14 protein-coding genes are annotated in these 16,615 nt (G+C 70.9%); 2 read left to right on the top strand and 12 right to left on the bottom strand.

From position 1 onward, the window contains the following. Positions 1–17 precede the first annotated feature (17 nt). The 11 genes from BM342_RS07825 to rsmI form a co-directional block, all read right to left on the bottom strand. The gene (locus BM342_RS07825) at positions 18–677 is read right to left on the bottom strand and encodes a methionine ABC transporter permease (protein WP_092964842.1); all 660 of its coding nucleotides are present in this window, start codon (positions 675–677) and stop codon (positions 18–20) included. Next, entirely contained in the window at positions 677–1,705 is a 1,029-nt protein-coding gene (locus tag BM342_RS07820) for a methionine ABC transporter ATP-binding protein (RefSeq protein ID WP_092964841.1), read from the bottom strand. Before BM342_RS07820 ends, BM342_RS07825 begins: the two co-directional genes overlap by 1 nt. 100 nt (positions 1,706–1,805) lie before the next feature. Further along, positions 1,806–2,699: a MetQ/NlpA family ABC transporter substrate-binding protein gene (locus BM342_RS07815; RefSeq protein ID WP_092964840.1), complete on the bottom strand. Its 894-nt coding sequence runs from the start codon at positions 2,697–2,699 to the stop codon at positions 1,806–1,808. A 295-nt stretch (positions 2,700–2,994) separates the two neighbouring features. Next, a complete protein-coding gene (locus BM342_RS07810; protein ID WP_092964839.1) occupies positions 2,995–4,212 on the bottom strand; it encodes an NUDIX domain-containing protein in 1,218 nt (405 codons plus the stop codon). Beyond that, complete coding sequence (locus BM342_RS07805) at positions 4,209–6,092, bottom strand: ABC-F family ATP-binding cassette domain-containing protein (protein WP_092964838.1); 1,884 nt, start codon at positions 6,090–6,092, stop codon at positions 4,209–4,211. The genes BM342_RS07810 and BM342_RS07805 overlap by 4 nt, the downstream gene beginning before the upstream one ends. A gap of 69 nt (positions 6,093–6,161) precedes the next feature. Continuing rightward, entirely contained in the window at positions 6,162–7,088 is a 927-nt protein-coding gene (locus BM342_RS07800; protein WP_092964837.1) for a 4-(cytidine 5'-diphospho)-2-C-methyl-D-erythritol kinase, read from the bottom strand. 4 nt (positions 7,089–7,092) lie between these two features. Next, on the bottom strand, positions 7,093–7,935 hold the full coding sequence (rsmA, locus tag BM342_RS07795; protein ID WP_092966678.1) for a 16S rRNA (adenine(1518)-N(6)/adenine(1519)-N(6))-dimethyltransferase RsmA: 843 nt from the start codon (positions 7,933–7,935) through the stop codon (positions 7,093–7,095). A gap of 81 nt (positions 7,936–8,016) precedes the next feature. Beyond that, positions 8,017–8,910, bottom strand: a complete 894-nt coding sequence (locus tag BM342_RS07790) for a TatD family hydrolase (protein ID WP_092966676.1) — start codon at positions 8,908–8,910, stop codon at positions 8,017–8,019. Between the two features lie 49 nt (positions 8,911–8,959). Further along, positions 8,960–10,525, bottom strand: a complete 1,566-nt coding sequence (metG, locus tag BM342_RS07785) for a methionine--tRNA ligase (protein WP_092964836.1) — start codon at positions 10,523–10,525, stop codon at positions 8,960–8,962. 41 nt (positions 10,526–10,566) lie between these two features. Continuing rightward, on the bottom strand, positions 10,567–11,664 hold the full coding sequence (locus BM342_RS07780) for an NADP-dependent oxidoreductase (RefSeq protein ID WP_092964835.1): 1,098 nt from the start codon (positions 11,662–11,664) through the stop codon (positions 10,567–10,569). 101 nt (positions 11,665–11,765) lie between these two features. Further along, positions 11,766–12,587: a 16S rRNA (cytidine(1402)-2'-O)-methyltransferase gene (gene rsmI / locus BM342_RS07775; RefSeq protein WP_092966674.1), complete on the bottom strand. Its 822-nt coding sequence runs from the start codon at positions 12,585–12,587 to the stop codon at positions 11,766–11,768. Positions 12,588–12,661: 74 nt separating this feature from the next. Here rsmI and BM342_RS07770 point away from each other — a divergent pair, with 74 nt between their 5' ends. Further along, positions 12,662–14,452, top strand: coding sequence for a dolichyl-phosphate-mannose--protein mannosyltransferase (locus BM342_RS07770; RefSeq protein ID WP_255368604.1), 1,791 nt, complete (start codon positions 12,662–12,664; stop codon positions 14,450–14,452). Positions 14,453–14,552: 100 nt separating this feature from the next. After that, positions 14,553–15,491: an alpha/beta fold hydrolase gene (locus BM342_RS07765; RefSeq protein WP_092964834.1), complete on the top strand. Its 939-nt coding sequence runs from the start codon at positions 14,553–14,555 to the stop codon at positions 15,489–15,491. Positions 15,492–15,565: 74 nt separating this feature from the next. Here BM342_RS07765 and BM342_RS07760 read toward each other — a convergent pair whose 3' ends face one another. Continuing rightward, positions 15,566–16,606, bottom strand: a complete 1,041-nt coding sequence (locus BM342_RS07760) for a quinone oxidoreductase family protein (RefSeq protein ID WP_177232103.1) — start codon at positions 16,604–16,606, stop codon at positions 15,566–15,568. Positions 16,607–16,615: the final 9 nt, after the last annotated feature.

The raw sequence follows: 16,615 nt of genomic DNA, 5'->3' as shown, positions 1-16,615 counted from the left end.
GCTCCCGGTCGCCGACCTCAGCGGCGCAGCACCTTGCGGGCCAGCGCATTGCCGAGGAACTGGGCGACCTGCACGAAGACGACGATGAGGATGACCGCGGCCCATGTGATGGCCGGTTCGAACTGCCGGTAGCCGTACGTCAGCGCGAAGGCGCCGAGGCCGCCGCCGCCGATGGCGCCGGCGACCGCGGTCATGTCGACCAGCGCGACGAGCACGAAGGTGTAGCCGAGGATCAGCGGCCCGAGCGCCTCCGGCAGCACGACCGTGCGGAGGATCCGGTACGGACCCGCCCCCATCGCGCGTGCGGCCTCGATCACGCCGGGCGAGACCGTGAGCAGGTTCTGCTCGACGATGCGCGAGATCGCGAACGACGATGCGATCGAGAGCGCGAAGACGAACGCGTCGTTGCCGATGCCCACGCCGATCACGGACCGCGCGAACGGCTGCACGGCCGCGATGAAGATGATGAACGGGATCGGCCGGAAGAAGTTGATCACGACGTTCAGGATGTTGAACACCGGACGGTTCGAGAGCAGGCTGCCCGGCCGCGTCGAGTAGAGCACGATGCCGAGCAGCAGGCCGAAGAACCCGCCGATGAGCAGCGTGAGCGCCACCATGTAGAGCGTCTCGCCCGCGGCGACCCAGAACTCGCTGCCGAGTTCGAACAGGCGATCCATCACGCCACCTCCGTGACCTCGGCGCGAGCGCCGATCGTGGCGAGCACGCGGTCGACCGCGTCATCCGCCCCCCTGATGGCCAGCGTCAGGTGCCCGAACGCCCGCCCCTGGATGTCGTTGATGCCGCCGTAGACCAGCTCGAACTCGAGGCCGGCGTGAGCCAGGTCGAGGAACACCGAGGCCTGCGACGCGTCGCCGTCGCGGAAGGAGATCGTCACGATGCGGCCCTCGTGCCGCTCGCGGAGCACCGCGAGCTCTGCCGGAGAGGGGATGCCCTTGACGACGGTCGAGACGAACCGCGCCGACGAGGGATTCTTCGGCGCCGAGAACACGTCGAACACGTTGCCGCTCTCGATGACGCGCCCGCCGTCCATCACCGCGACCTTCGTGGCGATCGACTGGATGACGTCCATCTCGTGGGTGATGACGACGATCGTGATGCCGAACTCGCGGTTCACGCGCTTCAGGAGCGCGAGCACCTCCTGCGTCGTCTCGGGGTCGAGGGCGCTCGTCGCCTCGTCGGCGAGCAGCAGGCGCGGCGACGTGGCCAGGGCGCGCGCGATGCCGACGCGCTGCTTCTGCCCGCCCGAGAGCTGCTCGGGGTAGCTCCTCGCCTTGTCGGTGAGGCCAACGAACTCGAGCAGTTCGTCGACGCGCGCGCGGATCTCGGCCTTGCTCCAACCGGCCACCGTCAGCGGATAGGCGACGTTCTTCCACACGGTCTTCGACGAGAACAGGTTGAACTGCTGGAAGATCATGCCGATGCCGAGACGGATGCCGCGGAGCTCGCGCTCGGGCATCCGGGTGAGTTCGCGGCCGTCGAACGTGATGCTGCCCGAGGTCGTGGGCTCGAGCGCGTTGATGAGGCGCACGAGCGTGGACTTGCCGGCGCCCGAGTAGCCGATGATGCCGTAGACGTCGCCGGGTTCGATGTCGAGCGTGACGGCATCGACGGCGACGACCGGTGCGCCCCCGCGGTCGGCGGGTGGATACGACTTCGTGACGTCGGTGAGGCTCACGAGGGCCATGGGTGGTGCTCCTTCCAGCACGCACGAAACGGGCGACGGGACCGGACGAGGTCTCCGCCGCCCGCTCGCGCGGACGATCCGCTGTCGCGGACGTCGATGATCAGCCCTTCGCGGCCTTCGTGTCGGCCTCGACCTTGGCGAGCGAGTCCTGCAGGTCTGCGACCGGGGTCACGAGCGGCACCGCGGTGTTGCCCGAGGCCTCGAGCAGGCCGGCCTGCACGTCGGCGTCGGTCTGGAAGATCTCGACGAGCTTGAGGTAGGTCTCGTTGTCGGCGTCTTCGGCGCGCGTGGCGAAGATGTTCACGTAGGGCAGGGCGTTGGGGTCGCTCGGGTCGTCCTGCGCGAGGGCGTCGTCGAACGAGAGACCGGCGTCGGCGACGTAGTCGTTGTTGATGATCGCGGCGGCGACGTCGGGCAGCGAGGTCGGCGTGAGCGAAGCCTCGAGCGCGGTGACCTTGACCTTGGACTTCGCCTCGTCGATGTCGGCGAGGTCGGAGAAGATCGAGCCGCCGCTCTTCAGCTCGACGAGCCCGGCCGACTGCAGCACGAGCAGGGCACGTGCCTGGTTCGATGCGTCGTCGGGAACGGCGACGGTCTCGCCCTCCTTGATGTCGGCGACGTCGTCGTACTTCGTCGAGTAGAGCCCGAGCGGGTAGATCGCGGTCGAGCCGATGGGCGTCAGGTCTTCGCCGGCCGACACGTTGTAGTCGGCGAGGTACACGATGTGCTGGAACTGGTTGAGGTCGAGCTCGCCCTCGGTCGTGGCGGGGTTCGGCTGCGCGTAGTCGGAGAAGTCGACGAGTTCGATGTCGATGCCCGCCTTCTCGGCGACCTTCTCGAAGGCGGTCCACTGCGGGTCGGCCTTGCCCACGACGCCGATCTTGACGACGTCGGATGCCTCGTCGGCGGCGCCTGCGGAGGCGCAGGACGCGAGGCCGAGCACGAGGGGGACGGCTGCGAGGGCGGCGATGAGCTTGGTGCGGCGAAGTGCCATGAGGGTTCCTTTCACGTCGGCGCGCACGTTCTGATGCTGATGGCTGTGGAGCAGGCATGGCTCCGCCACGGTCGGTCACAGTGGGGGCTTCGATGCCGCGAACGCGGGCGCACTCCTACGCTAGGCGAAGATTCTTTGCGCGAATGCCTGCGCGGACGTATTGCGTCACAGAACCTGCGAAGCTATGCCTCGAGAATCTCAGAAACTTCGAGCCAGCGCGTTTCGAGGTCGACGACGGATGCCTCGAGCGCACGCAGTTCGTCCGTCCACGTCACGCTCGACTGCGCAAGCATCCCTAGTCAGCTCTCGCGGAGCGGAGCATCAGCGCGACGCCGACCCAAAGAGGCAGGGAGAGTCGCGAACGAACGGCTTCATCTTCGATCAGTTCGTCCACGCGTTCGACGTCGGGTTCGCCTACGGGATCGACAACCCTGACTGAGCGCTTCCGCACGGAGAAGGGCCGATCGTCCGCAGGGATTTCACGACGGGTCGCAGTGTCGGAGTCGATCCCGAGATGGACGAGAGTGAACGCCTCGGGCTTTGCCGCCTTCTGGACCCACCGACCGATTCCGAGGAATTCGTAGCCGACGATGTCCGTTTCGAGGATTCCCGCTTCTTCGCGCAGCTCCCTCATCGCGCCCGTGGCGAGAACCTCAGCGAGTCCGAGTACTCGAGAACCGCCGAAGTCTTGCGGCTCAAGCGAACCGGAACCGCTCGGAGCGAGAAGGCCCCCGCTCGACTCGTTCTTCGTCGACTGCTCGACGAGCAGGACCTTGCCATCGGTGGTCAAGGCGATCGCCGATGTGCCGACGGAATTCAACAGCCAGCTCGACTCGAAGCTCCGAAGCCTCGCCCGCCGGTCGACGAAGAGTCGACGTCCGAACTCGCTACGTCGTCGACCTGCGACCACAACGTCGTGCATCGCGAAGATGTCGCTCGAGAGATGGTCCCGGTAGGTCGCCGGTGTCAGCCGGACCACTCCCCCACCTGTCGGACCGAGATCGACATCGTTCGAGAGACCGAGCACCGCGCCATTGTAGAAATCGATGCGCGCCGCTCGGCGCTTCTCGAAGACTCTGCCGAAGTCGCTCAACTCCGGTGCGAGCTCGTACGGCTCGTCCATGAGCTCGGCAGTGACGAGACCGTGACGGACGGCGTTGCTGCCATCACGGTCGAAGACGAATGAACCGCACGGCATTCGCCAGAATTCGTAACGGGAATCGGTCGAATAGCTGGCCTGGACGTCTCGGAACTGATCGGACGGACGGCCTGGAAAGTCGATCTCCCCCCGCGCGCGGAGATAGCCGCGGAACTCGATGACGAGCATGACGACGGCGAGCAAGGCGAGGAGCAGATTCACGACGAACGGCAGAGCCACCCAGACGCTCACGACGCCGACGAGAACGACCGCGAGGCTCAGGAGGATCCATCGATGGTCGGAGAGGAAGAAGACCGATCTCGCTCCGACGGCTCTGACCCTTCTGGACCACACCGACCCGCGCCGATCGCTCATTCGAGCGTCTCAGAAACTTCGAGCCAGCGCGTTTCGAGGTCGACGACGGATGCTTCGAGCGCACGCAGTTCGTCGCCCAGCGCGCCGAGCCCGACGTAGTCGCTCTGGTCGTGGCGGGCGAGCTTCTCATGGGCGGTCGCGATCTCGGACTGGAGCTTCTCGAGCTTGCGGTCGATCGAGGAGAGCTCCTTCTCGGCCGTGCGGCGCTCGGCGCCCGCGAGGGCGGGCGTCGCGGGTGCCGGCGCGGAAGCCGCGGCCGCGGGCGCGGCTTCGGCACCGGGTGCGGCGCCCGTCGGTGCGGCATCCGCACGACGCGAGTCGGCCGCATCGCTGCGGCGCGCGGCATCCGTCGCCCTGCGCAGCTCGAGGTACTGGTCGACGCCGCGTGGCAGGTCGCGCAGGTGCCCGTCGAGGATCGCGAACTGGCGGTCGGTCACGCGCTCGATGAGGTAGCGGTCGTGCGAGACGACGAGGAGCGTGCCCGGCCAGGTGTCGAGGAGGTCCTCGATGGCCGCGAGCATGTCGGTGTCGAGGTCGTTCGTCGGCTCGTCGAGGATGAGCACGTTCGGCTCCTGCAGCAGGATCAGCAGCAGCTGCAGCCGCCGCTTCTGCCCGCCCGACAGGTTCTTCACGGGCGTCGACAGCTGCGCGTTCGTGAAGCCGAGGCGTTCGAGCAGCTGCCCGGGCGAGAGCTCCTTGCCGCCGACCTCGTAGCTCGTCTTCTGCTCGGCGACGACCGCCGAGACGCGCTGGTCGGCCCACTCCGTGAGCTCGGCGAGCTCTTGGCTGAGGGTCGCGATGCGCACGGTCGTGCCGCGCTTGACCTTGCCGGAGGTGGGCTTCACCGCACCCGTCACGAGCCCGAGCAGCGTCGACTTGCCCGCGCCGTTCACGCCCAGGATGCCGGTGCGCTCGCCGGGCGCGATGCGCCACTCGACGTCGCGCAGCACGGTCTTGACACCCGACGGTTCGCCCGCCGCATCCGTCGCCGGATACTCGACCGAGACGTCGATGAGGTCGACGACGTCCTTGCCGAGCCGCGTGACCGCGAGCCGGTTCAGCTCGATCGGGTTGCGCACGGGGGGCTCGTTCTCGATCAGCTCGTTCGCCGCGTCGATGCGGAACTTCGGCTTCGACGTGCGCGCAGGAGCGCCGCGACGCAGCCAAGCGAGCTCCTTCCGCATGAGGTTCTGGCGCTTGGCCTCGGAGGCGGCCGCCATGCGGTCGCGCTCGACGCGCTGCAGGATGTACGCCGCATAGCCGCCCTCGAACGGCTCGACGATGCCGTCGTGCACCTCCCACGTGTCGGTGCACACCTCGTCGAGGAACCACCGGTCGTGCGTCACGACCACGAGCGCGCCCTGGGTCGAGGCCCAACGCTGCTTCAGGTGCCCCGCGAGCCAGGCGATGCCCTCGACGTCGAGGTGGTTGGTGGGCTCGTCGAGGAACACGACGTCCCAGTCGCCCACGAGCAGGGCCGCGAGCCCCACGCGACGGCGCTGGCCGCCCGAGAGGCTCGAGATCTGCGCCTGCCACGGCACGTCGGCGAGCAGGCCGCCGATCACGTCGCGCACCTTCGCGTCGCCCGCCCACACGTGCTCGTCGATACCCCCGACGACGGCCTCGGCGACCGTCTGGCCCGGGTCGACGACGTCGGCCTGGTCGAGCATGCCGATGCGGATGCCGCGGCGCATCGTCACGCGTCCGCCGTCGGGTTCGAGGCGGCCCGCCAGGAGCTTCAGCAGTGTGGACTTGCCGTCGCCGTTGCGGCCGACGACGCCGATGCGGTCGCCCTCGTCGATGCCGAGGGTGACCTCGTCGAAGACGGTGCGCGTCGGGAATTCGAGGTGCAGGCGCTCGGCGCCGAGGAGATGTGCCATGTCCCGTCGAGCCTAGCCGCCGCGCCTGAACGCGCGGCACGCGCGCTCGGTCGGGAGGCGCGGGCCCCGTCAGCTCGAGAGCACGCGGGCGCCGTGCACGGCGCCGTGCACGTGGATCGCCGTGAGCCGCGCGGCCGAGAGCGCGACCTGCAGCTCGAGCGCCGTGTCGGCGTCGGCCGCGAGGAAGGCGACGGTCGGCCCGGAGCCCGAGACGAGGCCGGCGAGCGCGCCGTGGCCCTCGCCGAGGTCGAGGATGCCGCCGAGGCCGGGCGCGAGCCGCAGCGCGGCCTCTTGGAGGTCGTTGTGCATCGACTGCGCGAGCAGCACGGGGTCGCCCGCGCGGAGCGCCTGCAGCACCTCGGCGTCGACGACGGGCGAACGCGGCACGTTTCGGCCGTCCTCGTCGCGGATGCGGTCGAGCTCGGCGTAGACGCCGGGCGTCGAGAGGCCGAACTCGGCGACCGCGAGCACCCAGTGGAAGGATCCGGTGGCCAGGGCAGGGCTCAACCGGTCGCCGCGACCCGTGCCGATCGCCGTGCCGCCCGTGAGCGAGAACGGCACGTCGGCGCCGAGCTGCGCCGCGAGGGCGAGCAGTTCGTCTTTGGGCAGGGCCGTGCCCCAGAGCGCGTCGCAGGCCACGAGGGTCGCCGCGGCATCCGCGGACCCGCCGCCCATGCCGCCCGCGATGGGGACGTGCTTCTCGATCTCGAGCCGCACGCCGCCCGAGACGCCCGTCGCCCGTGCGAGCAGCTTCGCCGCGCGGATCGCGAGGTTCGACCCGTCGGTGACGAGGCCCGAGGTGTCGATGCTGCCGCCGAACGCCACGCTGAACTCGTCGTCGGGCCAGGCCCGCACGTCTTCGTAGAGCGAGACCGCCTGGTAGGCCGTCGCGACGTCGTGGTAGCCGTCGGGCTGCACGTCGCCCACGCGCATGAAGACGTTGATCTTGCCGGGCGCTCGCACGTGCACCGCTTCTTCGGTCCAGGCGATGGTCACGGGATCAGGCCCCCTCGAAGGCCCGGGCGATGCGGAGGAAGTCGCCGATCACGAGCTGCTCGCCGCGGGCCTCTGGCGCGACGCCCGCGCGTTCGAGCACCTCGCTCGCCGCGGCGGCAGACCCGCCGAGCGCGCCGGAGAGGGACTGGCGCAGCATCTTGCGGCGCTGCTGGAACGCGGCATCGATGAGCGCGAAGGTCGCACGGCGTTCGGCGATCGTGCCCGGCTGGGTGCCGCGCTCGAAGCCGACGAGCACGGAGTCCACGTTCGGCACGGGCCAGAACACCATGCGCGAGACCTGGCCGGCCGTGCGCCACTCGCCGTACCACGCAGCCTTCAGGCTCGGAGCGCCGTAGACCTTCGAGCCGGGTTCGGCGGCGAGGCGGTGCCCCACCTCGGCCTGCACCATGACGATGCCCGACTGCAACGAGTCGAAGTGCTCGAGCAGGTGCAGCAGCACCGGCACGGAGACGTTGTAGGGCAGGTTCGCGACGAGCCGCACGGGCTCGCCCGGGAGCTCGGTGACGCGCAGCGCGTCTTCGGTGACGACCGTGAGGCTCGTGCCGGGCTGCATGACGCCCGCCGTGTGCGGCAACTGCGCTGCGAGGCGCTTGTCGATCTCGACGGCGATGACGTCGGCGCCGGCCTCGAGCAGGCCGAGCGTGAGGGATCCGAGTCCGGGCCCGATCTCGAGCACGGTCTCGCCGGGCTGCACGCCGGCGACCTGCACGATGCGCCGCACGGTGTTGCCGTCGTGCACGAAGTTCTGGCCGAGCTTCTTCGTCGGCGTCACGTCGAGCAGTTCGGCGAGGTCGCGGATCTCGGCCGGCCCCAGCAGGCGCGCGATCGCCGGCGCACCCTCGGCCTCATGGCGATGCGCGTTCACGCGTCGCACCTCACGCCGGACGCCCCACGGCCGATCGGTCGTTCACTCCCCCACACGGGCTTCATCCTCCCACGAGCCGTACACGCGGCGCGTGTTCGACGCGAGATCGGAGCAGAGCTCGTCGAGGTCGGCGCCGAGCACGTCGGCCATGAAGCGCACGGTGTGCGGCACGAGGTACGGCGCGTTCGGGCGCCCGCGCAGCGGTGCGGGGGTGAGGTACGGGGCATCCGTCTCGACGAGGATGCGATCGCGGGGGGCGACCCGCAGGGCGTCGCGCAGGTTCTCGGCGTTCTTGAACGTCACGTTGCCCGCGAACGAGAGGTACCAGCCCTCGGATGCCGCGAGCCGCGCCAGCTCACCGCCGCCCGAGAAGCAGTGGAACACCGTGCGCTCGGGCGCGCCCACCCGTCGCAGGGTCGCCACGACGTCGTCGTGCGCGTCGCGGTCGTGGATCTGCATGGCGACGTCGTGCCGCTTGGCGATGTCGATGTGCGCCTCGAACGCGCGGAACTGGGCCGGCCGGCCGTCGTCGCCCGTGCGGAAGAAGTCGAGCCCCGTCTCGCCGACCGCCCGCACGCGGGGCTGCGCGGCGAGCTCGTCGATCACGGCGAGCGCGTCGTCGAGCGTGCCCGCGGCCTCGAGCTCGGGGGCCTCGTTGGGATGCAGGGCGACCGCGGCGAGCAGGCGCGGCTCGCGCGCGGCGGCCTCGGCCGACCACCGGCTCGTCGCGACATCCGTGCCCACCTGGACCGCACCGATCACGCCGACGGATGCAGCGCGCTCGAGGTGCTCGTGCACGCTCAGCGGCAGCGCGCCGTCGGCGATCTCGAGGTGCGTGTGGTTGTCGTAGACGCCGACCGCGAGGCCCTCGGGCGGCGGCGGGTACTCGACCGGCCGCCCGCCGTCGTCGCGCGTGCGCAGGTGCTCGGCGGTCACGGCGTGCACCCGGTGGTCGCCCGCACGGCCGCCGTGTCGCCCGAGCGGATCACTCGGCCGTCTCGACGCGGGGGAACAGCGCCTCGAGCGGCGCGACCCGGGTGCCGGGCGTCCACTCGTTCGCGCGGTCGATGCGCTGGCCCTGCACGGTGCCCTCGGCGCCGAGCGCGGTCCAGAGCTTCTCGGCGGCCTTGGGCAGCACGGGCGAGAGCAGCACGGCGAGCGTGCCGAGGCCGTGATAGGCCGTGGCGAGGACGGTCTCGAGGCGCTCGCGGTTCGCGGGATCCTTCGCCAGCGCCCACGGCTCTTCGGAGGTGATGTAGCCGTTCAGCGCGTCGACGAGCTCCCACGACGCGGCGATCGAGTCGTGGATCGCGATGCGGTCGATGGCCGCCCACGCCGACTCGGTCGCCCGCTGCTCGATCGCGACGATCTCGCGGTCGGCATCGGTCGTGGCCGACTCGACCGCGGTCGGCACGGCGCCGTCGAAGTACCGCGTGATCATGGCGACCACGCGCGAGGCGAGGTTGCCGAAGCCGTTCGCGAGCTCGGCCTGGTAGCGCGCCGCCAGGTCCTCCCACGAGAACGAGCCGTCCTGGCCGAACGAGATGGCGCGCAGGAAGTAGTAGCGGAACGCGTCGGAGCCGAAGACATCGGTGATCTGCGACGGCGCGATGCCGGTGAGCTTGGACTTCGACATCTTCTCGCCGCCGACGAGCAGCCAGCCGTGGCCGAACACGCCGCGCGGCACCTCGAGGCCGGCGGCCATCAGCATGGCGGGCCAGATGACGGCGTGGAAGCGGAGGATGTCCTTGCCGACGATGTGCTGCGCGGGCCAGCGGCTCGCGAACGCCTCGTCGTCCTGGCCGTAGCCGGCGGCCGTGATGTAGTTCAGCAGCGCGTCGAACCACACGTAGACGACGTGCGACTCGTCCCACGGGACCTTCACGCCCCAGTCGAAGGTCGAGCGCGAGATCGAGAGGTCGTCGAGGCCCTGCCTGACGAACGAGACGACCTCGTTGCGCGCGGATTCGGGCTGCACGAAGTCGGGCTGCTCGTCGTAGAGCGCGAGCAGGCGGTCGGCGAACGCGGACATGCGGAAGAAGTAGTTCTTCTCGTGCAGCAGCTCGACCGGCTTGGAGTGGATCTCGCACACGAGCTGGCCCTCGTACTCGCCGGTTCCCGGCACGAGCTGCGACTCGGTCTTGTACTCCTCGCAGCCGACGCAGTAGTAGCCCTCGTACTCGCCCGTGTAGATGTGCCCCTCGTCGAAGAGGTGCTGGAGGAACTTCTGGACGTTCTCCTCGTGGCGCGCGTCGGTCGTGCGGATGAAGTCGTCGTTGGCGATGTCGACGGTCTCGAGCAGCGGCTTCCAGGCCTCGGCGACAAGCTTGTCGGCCCACTCCTTCGGGGTCACGCCGTTCGCGGTCGCGGTGCGGAGGATCTTCTGGCCGTGCTCGTCGGTGCCCGTCAGCGACCAGGTGCGCTCGCCGGCCTGTCGGTGCCAGCGCGCGAGCACGTCGGCAGCGACCTCGGTGTACGCGTGCCCGATGTGGGGCACGTCGTTGACGTAGAAGATGGGCGTGGTGACATAGAACGAGGAGGCGTCGGCCATGACGTCAATCCTACGGGCGAGCGGATGCCCCGATCGCCGCGTTACTCGCCACCGGCATCGGCCGTCGCGCGGGCGTTCGCCTCGCGACGACGACGCCGTACGCTGCCGTCTCCGATCGCCGCCGGAACGGCCTCCTCGACGTCGACGTGGGCGTGCTCGGTGGGCACGCCGAGCGTGACGTCCTGCTGCTTCAGCTCGGGCTCCCTGACCTTCTGGTTGGGGTAGTCGACCACGCGCATGCCGAGCACGATCTTGCCCGGCGCCTCGCGCTTCTCGAGCGCGCGGTAGGCGTCGCCGACGCGGTCGAGCGGGAAGATGTCGGCGATCGGCAGGCGGATGCGGCGGGCGGAGACGAGCGCGGCGACCCTGCTCAGCGCGATCACGTCGCCCGCGCCGGCACGCACGGCGTCCTCGCGCTCGACGGCGTCCCAGTCGGTGAGGGTGAACACCCGCGACGGCACCACGCCGAGGGCGCGCGCCTCCGCGGCCTCGCCGCCGAGGAAGTCGAGGAACACGCTCACGGGGTGCGGGGCGAGTTCGCGCACCCGCTCGGCGAGGTCGGGTCCGTACGAGACCGGGATCACGCCGAACTGACGCAGGAAGTCGAATCGCGCGTCGGGCGCGGTGCCGATGACCGCTGCGCCGCGCAGCCGTGCCAACTGCGCCGCGAGGCATCCGACGCCGCCCGCCGCGGCCGTCACGACGACCGTGTCGTTGGGCTGGAGCCCGAGCCCCTCGATGATCGTCCATGCCGTGGTGCCCGCGGTGTAGAGCGAACCGGCGACCTCCCACGAGAGCGCGGGCGGGCGCGCGATGAGGTTGTCCTGCGGCACGACCACGTGCGTGGCCTGCGCGCCGCGGTCGACGAATCCGAGCACCTCGTCGCCGCGCGCGAACCGAGTGGCGCCCGGACCGGTCGCGATCACCTGGCCCGCGAGGTCGCGGCCCTGGCCCGACGGCGGTTCGACCCGCCATCGCTCGGGATGCTCGCCGCGGCGGATCGCGCTGTCGACGGGGTTGAGCCCGGCCGAGTACACCTCGACGAGCACCTCGCCCTCACCCGGCTCGGGAACCGGCATCTCGGCGATCTCGAGCACCTCGGGGCCGCCGAACGCTGCGAACCTGACTTCGTGGGCCATGTCGCACCTCCTTGTGCTGTACTCCCATTGTCCGCCAGAACCCCCCGAAATGGGGACGGAATCTCAGGTATTGCCAGCCGGGGCACAGGCGCCGCGCGACGTCAGCGCGATCGGGCCGCCAGGGCCGCCTCGTAGAGGTCGCGCTTGCCGAGACCGGTCTCGGCCGCCACGAGCGAGGCCGCGTCCTTCAGCCGGGTTCCGGATGCCGCGAGCTCGAGCACGCGGTCGAGGGCCGTCGTGGCATCCGCCGCCTGCGCCTCGGCTCCGGCGACGACGATGCAGATCTCGCCGCGCACGCCCGCTTCGGCCCACTCGGCCAGCTCGGCCAGCCCGCCGCGCCGCACCTCCTCGTGCAGCTTCGTGAGTTCGCGGCACACCGCCGCCTGCCGATCGGGGCCGAACGCGTCGGCGAGCGCGGTGAGACTCGCCGCCAGGCGCGACGGGCCCTCGAAGAACACCAGCGTGCGCCGGTCGCCCGCGAGCTCGGAGAGCCGCCGCGAGCGATCGCCGGCCTTGCGCGGCAGGAAGCCCTCGAACGAGAACCGGTCGGTCGGCAGGCCCGCCACGGCGAGCGCGGTGATCACCGCGCTCGGCCCGGGGATCGCCGTCACGTCGACGCCGGCGGCGACCGCGGCCTGCACGAGCGGGAACCCCGGATCCGAGACGGTCGGCATGCCCGCGTCGCTCAGCACGAGCAGGTCCGTGTCGCGCGCCAGCTCGACGAGCTCGGCCGCCTTCTGCCGCTCGTTGTGCTCGTGCAGGGCGATGAGCCGCGGCCGGTTCGCGATGCCGAGGCCCGCGAGCAGGCGCTGCGTGACGCGCGTGTCCTCGGAGGCGACGACCTGCGCCTCCTCGAGCGCCTCGCGCAGGCGCACCGACGCGTCGCCGAGGTTTCCGATGGGCGTCGCCGCGAGGATGATCATGTCCACCAGTCTCCCGCACGCGGCCGTGTGGAGTGTCGGCTCCCCGACGCGCCGCCCGGGTTACTCTGGGGCGCATGACTTCAGGAACGGATGCCGTGGGCTCCCCCGACACCCGGCCTGTCGCCGCCGAGCAGCCCGCCGCGGCATCCGTCGACCTCGCTGACGAGCGCGCCCGCGAGGCGGCCGGCGCAGACCTCGGGACCGATGCAGGCGCAGGGGCCGTGCTCGCACCCGAACCGGAGCCCGCGGCCGACGCGGAGCGCGCGGCCGAAGCGGAACCCGTGGCCGATGCGGAGCCCGAGTCCCGCGGCACGCGGCTCGACGACTGGTGGGCGCGCATGCTGGCGACCCCGCGCCGACGCGCTCTCTGGTACTGGGGCGGCCCGGCCCTCGTGGTGCTGCTCGCGGCGGTGCTGCGATTCTGGAACCTCGGGCACCCGCAGGCGATCGTCTTCGACGAGACCTACTACGTGAAGGACGCGTGGAGCCTCTGGAACAACGGCTACGAGTCGACCTGGCCGGACGGCGCCGACGAGGGGTTCGCGAACGGCGACACCGACACGTTCTCCGATGACGGCGTGTACGTCGTGCACCCGCCGCTCGGCAAGTGGATGATCGCGCTCGGCATGGGACTCGGCGGCGCCGAGAGCGCGTTCTGGTGGCGCGCGACGACCGCGCTCGCGGGCACGGCGGCGGTCTTCATCCTCATGATGGTCGCGCGCCGGTTGTGGCCGTCGACGATCCTCGCGGTCTTCGCGGGCCTGCTCTTCGCGATCGACGGCAACGCGATCGTGATGTCGCGCGTGGCGCTGCTCGACAACTGGGTCATGCTGTTCGCCCTGCTCGGCTTCTGGTTCGTGCTGCTCGACCGAGGCTGGGCGCGCGACCGCCTGCATCGGGGCCTCGACGCGGCCAGGGCCTCGGGCTACGAACCGCATTACGGTCCGGCGCTCTGGTCGCGGCCGTGGGTGATCGCCGCGGGCGCCGCGTTCGGCGCCACGACCGCGGTCAAGTGGTCAGGGCTGTGGTTCCTCGCCGCGTTCGGCCTCTACCTCGTGCTCGTCGACCTGCTCGCGCGGCGCCGCGCAGGCGTGCCGTTCTGGGCCACGGGCGCGCTGTTGAAGCAGGGCCCGGTCACGTTCCTGCTCTACGTACCGGTCGCGTTCGTCGTCTACCTCGCGTCGTGGACCGGCTGGCTCACCACCGACGGCGGCTACGACCGGCACTGGGCCGACGACCCCGCCAACCGGGCGACCGGCGTGTTCTCGTGGGTGCCGCTCGCGCTGCAGAGCCTCTGGAAGTACCACGATTCGGCCTATCAGTACCACATCGGCGTGCACGCGGAGCATCCGTGGCAGTCCAACCCGCTCACCTGGCTGTTCATGATCCGGCCCACGAACATGTACTTCGCGTCGACCGACGACGGGTCGGGCGGATGCGGCGGCGACACGTGCTGGTCGTCGATCATCGGCCTCGGCAACCCGCTCATCTGGTGGGCCGCCGCGGCAGCATGCCTCTACCTCGTCTACCGGCTGGCCCGCTACCGCGAATGGCAGGTCGGACTCATCCTGCTCGGGCTCGCGGCCGGGTACCTGCCGTGGCTCATGTACCTCGACCGCACGGTGTTCCAGTTCTACTCGATCGCGTTCGAGCCGTACCTCATCCTCGGGCTGACCGCGGTCGCCGGGCTCATCCTCGGCGATCGCGACGACGTCTGGTGGCGCCGCGAGCGCGGCATCGCCACCGTCGGCGTCTACCTCGTGCTCGCGGTGCTCGTCTCCGCGTTCTTCTACCCGCTCTGGTCGGCGATGCCGATCACGCCCGACTTCCGGCAACTGCACTTCTGGCTGCCGTCCTGGGGCTGAGCCTTCACGGGTCGGCGCGAGCCGCGGACGTCGGGCGCCGTTCTGCGAGGCATCCGCTAGATTTCGCGTAACACCTTCTGAAGTCGACGACGGAGGGGTCATGCGCTTCAGGGCGACGGCGGCCGCGGCAGCGGTCGCGCTCACGTTGAGCGGTTGCGCGACCGCCCTGCCGAGCGCGCCCCCGGATTCCTCAGAGCGCCCGGCACCGCAGAGCGGCATCAGGTCGGGCCTGGTCGCCATCGGCGACGGGCGCGAGATGTTCCTCGCCTGTCGCGGGTCCGGGTCGCCGACGGTCGTCTTCGTCTCGGGTACGGGCGGCGGCGCCGACGAATGGAGCACCCTGCCGAGCACGGGCGCAGGCTCGCCCTCCGGTTCACCGGCGTCGGAACCCGCCGTCGAGCCGGTCTTCGCCGCCGTCGCCGAATCCACCAGGGTCTGCGCGTACGATCGCCCGGGCGTGACCCTTGACGACGGCTCTCCGACGTCCAGCACGCCGGTGCCCCAGCCGACGACCGCCCGGCAGGGGGTCGAGGACCTCGACGCGCTGCTCACGGCTGCCGACGAGACCGGCCCCTACGTCTTGGTGGGCGCCTCGTGGGGAGGACTCATCGTTCAACTGTTCGCGCGCACGCATCCGGAGTCGACCGAGGGCCTCGTGCTGGTGGACTCCGCGTCGACCCACCTCGAGCAGAGCCTCACCGCCGAGCAATGGCGGGCGTGGATGGGCGCCATCGAGGGCGCCCGCTCGGGCGATGCCGAGAGCCCCGCCTACGTGCCCACGCTGACGGAGTTCGACAGCGCCGACGCACCGCCCGCCGTGCCGACCGTCGTGCTGTCGTCAGATCGGCCGTGGGATCTGCAGGTGACGCCGGGCGAATCGACCTGGCCTGCCTGGCTGGCCGCCCAGTCCGAGCTCGCCGAGTCGCTGCACGCGACGCACGTGAGCGATACCGACAGCGGTCACGGAATCCAGGTCGAGCAGCCGGCTCTCGTCACCGCGGCCGTCGAAGACGTCGTCGATGAGGTCCGGAGCGGGTGATCGACCGACGGGGTGATGGACCCGAACCGGCCGGGCGCGAATGCCGGTTGCGACCCCTGTTGCGAGCACGACCCTCAGCGCGCCTCGAGCACGAGCTTGCCTCGCACCCGGCCGGCCAGGAAGTCACGTGCGGCCGAAGCCGCTTCGGCCAGCGGAACCACTCGGTCGATCATCGACCGGATGCGTCCGTCAGCGACCAGCCCGACGAGCGCCTCGAGGTCGGCGACGTCGCGAGCAGCGGCGAGCGGCCTGAGCGCGACGGGCGTGAACGGATTGCGCACGGTCGCCGCGAGCAGTCGTGGCATCGGCCCGAGCCATCCGTCATCGCCGCCCGCCGACAGCACGACCGTGCCGCCGCGACGCACGAGCCGCGCGAGTTCGCCGAGCGCCTGCGCGCCCGCCAGGTCGAACACCGCGTCGTAGGAGCCCTCGGGTTCGGCCGACGCCCACGCCGTGCGGCGATCGAGCGCGGCCGAGGCACCGAGCGCGAGCACGTGCTCGGCCTTGTCGGCGCTGCCGACCCCCACTACCTCGCACCCGGCGAGGGCCGCCAGCTGCACGGCGAAACCGCCGACGCCACCCGAGGCGCCGATCACGAGCAGCCTCGGCCGCGCCTCGCCGCCCTCGGCGGTGTCGGCGCCCGCCCGGCGCACGGGGTCGATGCCCGCGAGGCGCAGGCCCTGCAGTGCGGTGCCCGCCGAGACGGGCAGCGTCGCGGCATCCGCGAATCCGACGTGGTCCGGCACGCGCACGGCGAACCGCTCGGGCAGCGCGACGAGCTCGGCCCAGCCGCCCTGCGACGACTCGCCGCACACCCGGTCGCCGACGGAGAACCTCGTGACCCCCGCCCCGATCGCGACCACGACGCCGGCGATGTCGCGGCCGACGGTCGGCACCCGAGGTCGGCGCAGCCCGAAGAAGGCCCGCAACAGCTTCGGCTCGCCGCGCATGACGCGCACGTCGCCCGAAGCGACGTCGGCCGCGTGCACGGCCACCAGGATCTCGTCGGCCTTCGGCACGGGCGCGGGAACCGTCTCGAGGGCGAGCACCTCGGGCCCTCCGTACCGGTGCTGCACGACCGCCCGCATCGTGGTCTCGACGTGTTGCCGGTTCATGGTCGTCAT

The sequence above is a fragment of the Agromyces sp. CF514 genome, from assembly GCF_900113185.1.
Taxonomy (GTDB): domain Bacteria; phylum Actinomycetota; class Actinomycetes; order Actinomycetales; family Microbacteriaceae; genus Agromyces.
The sequence above is the reverse complement of the archived record's forward strand: the minus strand, read 5'-3'. Positions and strand labels throughout refer to the sequence as shown.

Excerpts from the sequence above, each read along its gene's own strand:
- BM342_RS07825 (WP_092964842.1), bottom strand. The coding sequence starts at position 677 with ATGGATCGCCTGTTCGAACTCGGCAGCGAGTTCTGGGTCGCCGCGGGC.
- BM342_RS07820 (WP_092964841.1), bottom strand. The coding sequence starts at position 1,705 with ATGGCCCTCGTGAGCCTCACCGACGTCACGAAGTCGTATCCACCCGCC.
- BM342_RS07815 (WP_092964840.1), bottom strand. The coding sequence starts at position 2,699 with ATGGCACTTCGCCGCACCAAGCTCATCGCCGCCCTCGCAGCCGTCCCC.
- BM342_RS07810 (WP_092964839.1), bottom strand. The coding sequence starts at position 4,212 with ATGAGCGATCGGCGCGGGTCGGTGTGGTCCAGAAGGGTCAGAGCCGTC.
- BM342_RS07805 (WP_092964838.1), bottom strand. The coding sequence starts at position 6,092 with ATGGCACATCTCCTCGGCGCCGAGCGCCTGCACCTCGAATTCCCGACG.
- metG (WP_092964836.1), bottom strand. The coding sequence starts at position 10,525 with ATGGCCGACGCCTCCTCGTTCTATGTCACCACGCCCATCTTCTACGTC.
- BM342_RS07780 (WP_092964835.1), bottom strand. The coding sequence starts at position 11,664 with ATGGCCCACGAAGTCAGGTTCGCAGCGTTCGGCGGCCCCGAGGTGCTC.
- rsmI (WP_092966674.1), bottom strand. The coding sequence starts at position 12,587 with ATGATCATCCTCGCGGCGACGCCCATCGGAAACCTCGGCGACGCGTCG.
- BM342_RS07770 (WP_255368604.1), top strand. The coding sequence starts at position 12,662 with ATGACTTCAGGAACGGATGCCGTGGGCTCCCCCGACACCCGGCCTGTC.
- BM342_RS07765 (WP_092964834.1), top strand. The coding sequence starts at position 14,553 with ATGCGCTTCAGGGCGACGGCGGCCGCGGCAGCGGTCGCGCTCACGTTG.
- BM342_RS07760 (WP_177232103.1), bottom strand. The coding sequence starts at position 16,606 with ATGAACCGGCAACACGTCGAGACCACGATGCGGGCGGTCGTGCAGCAC.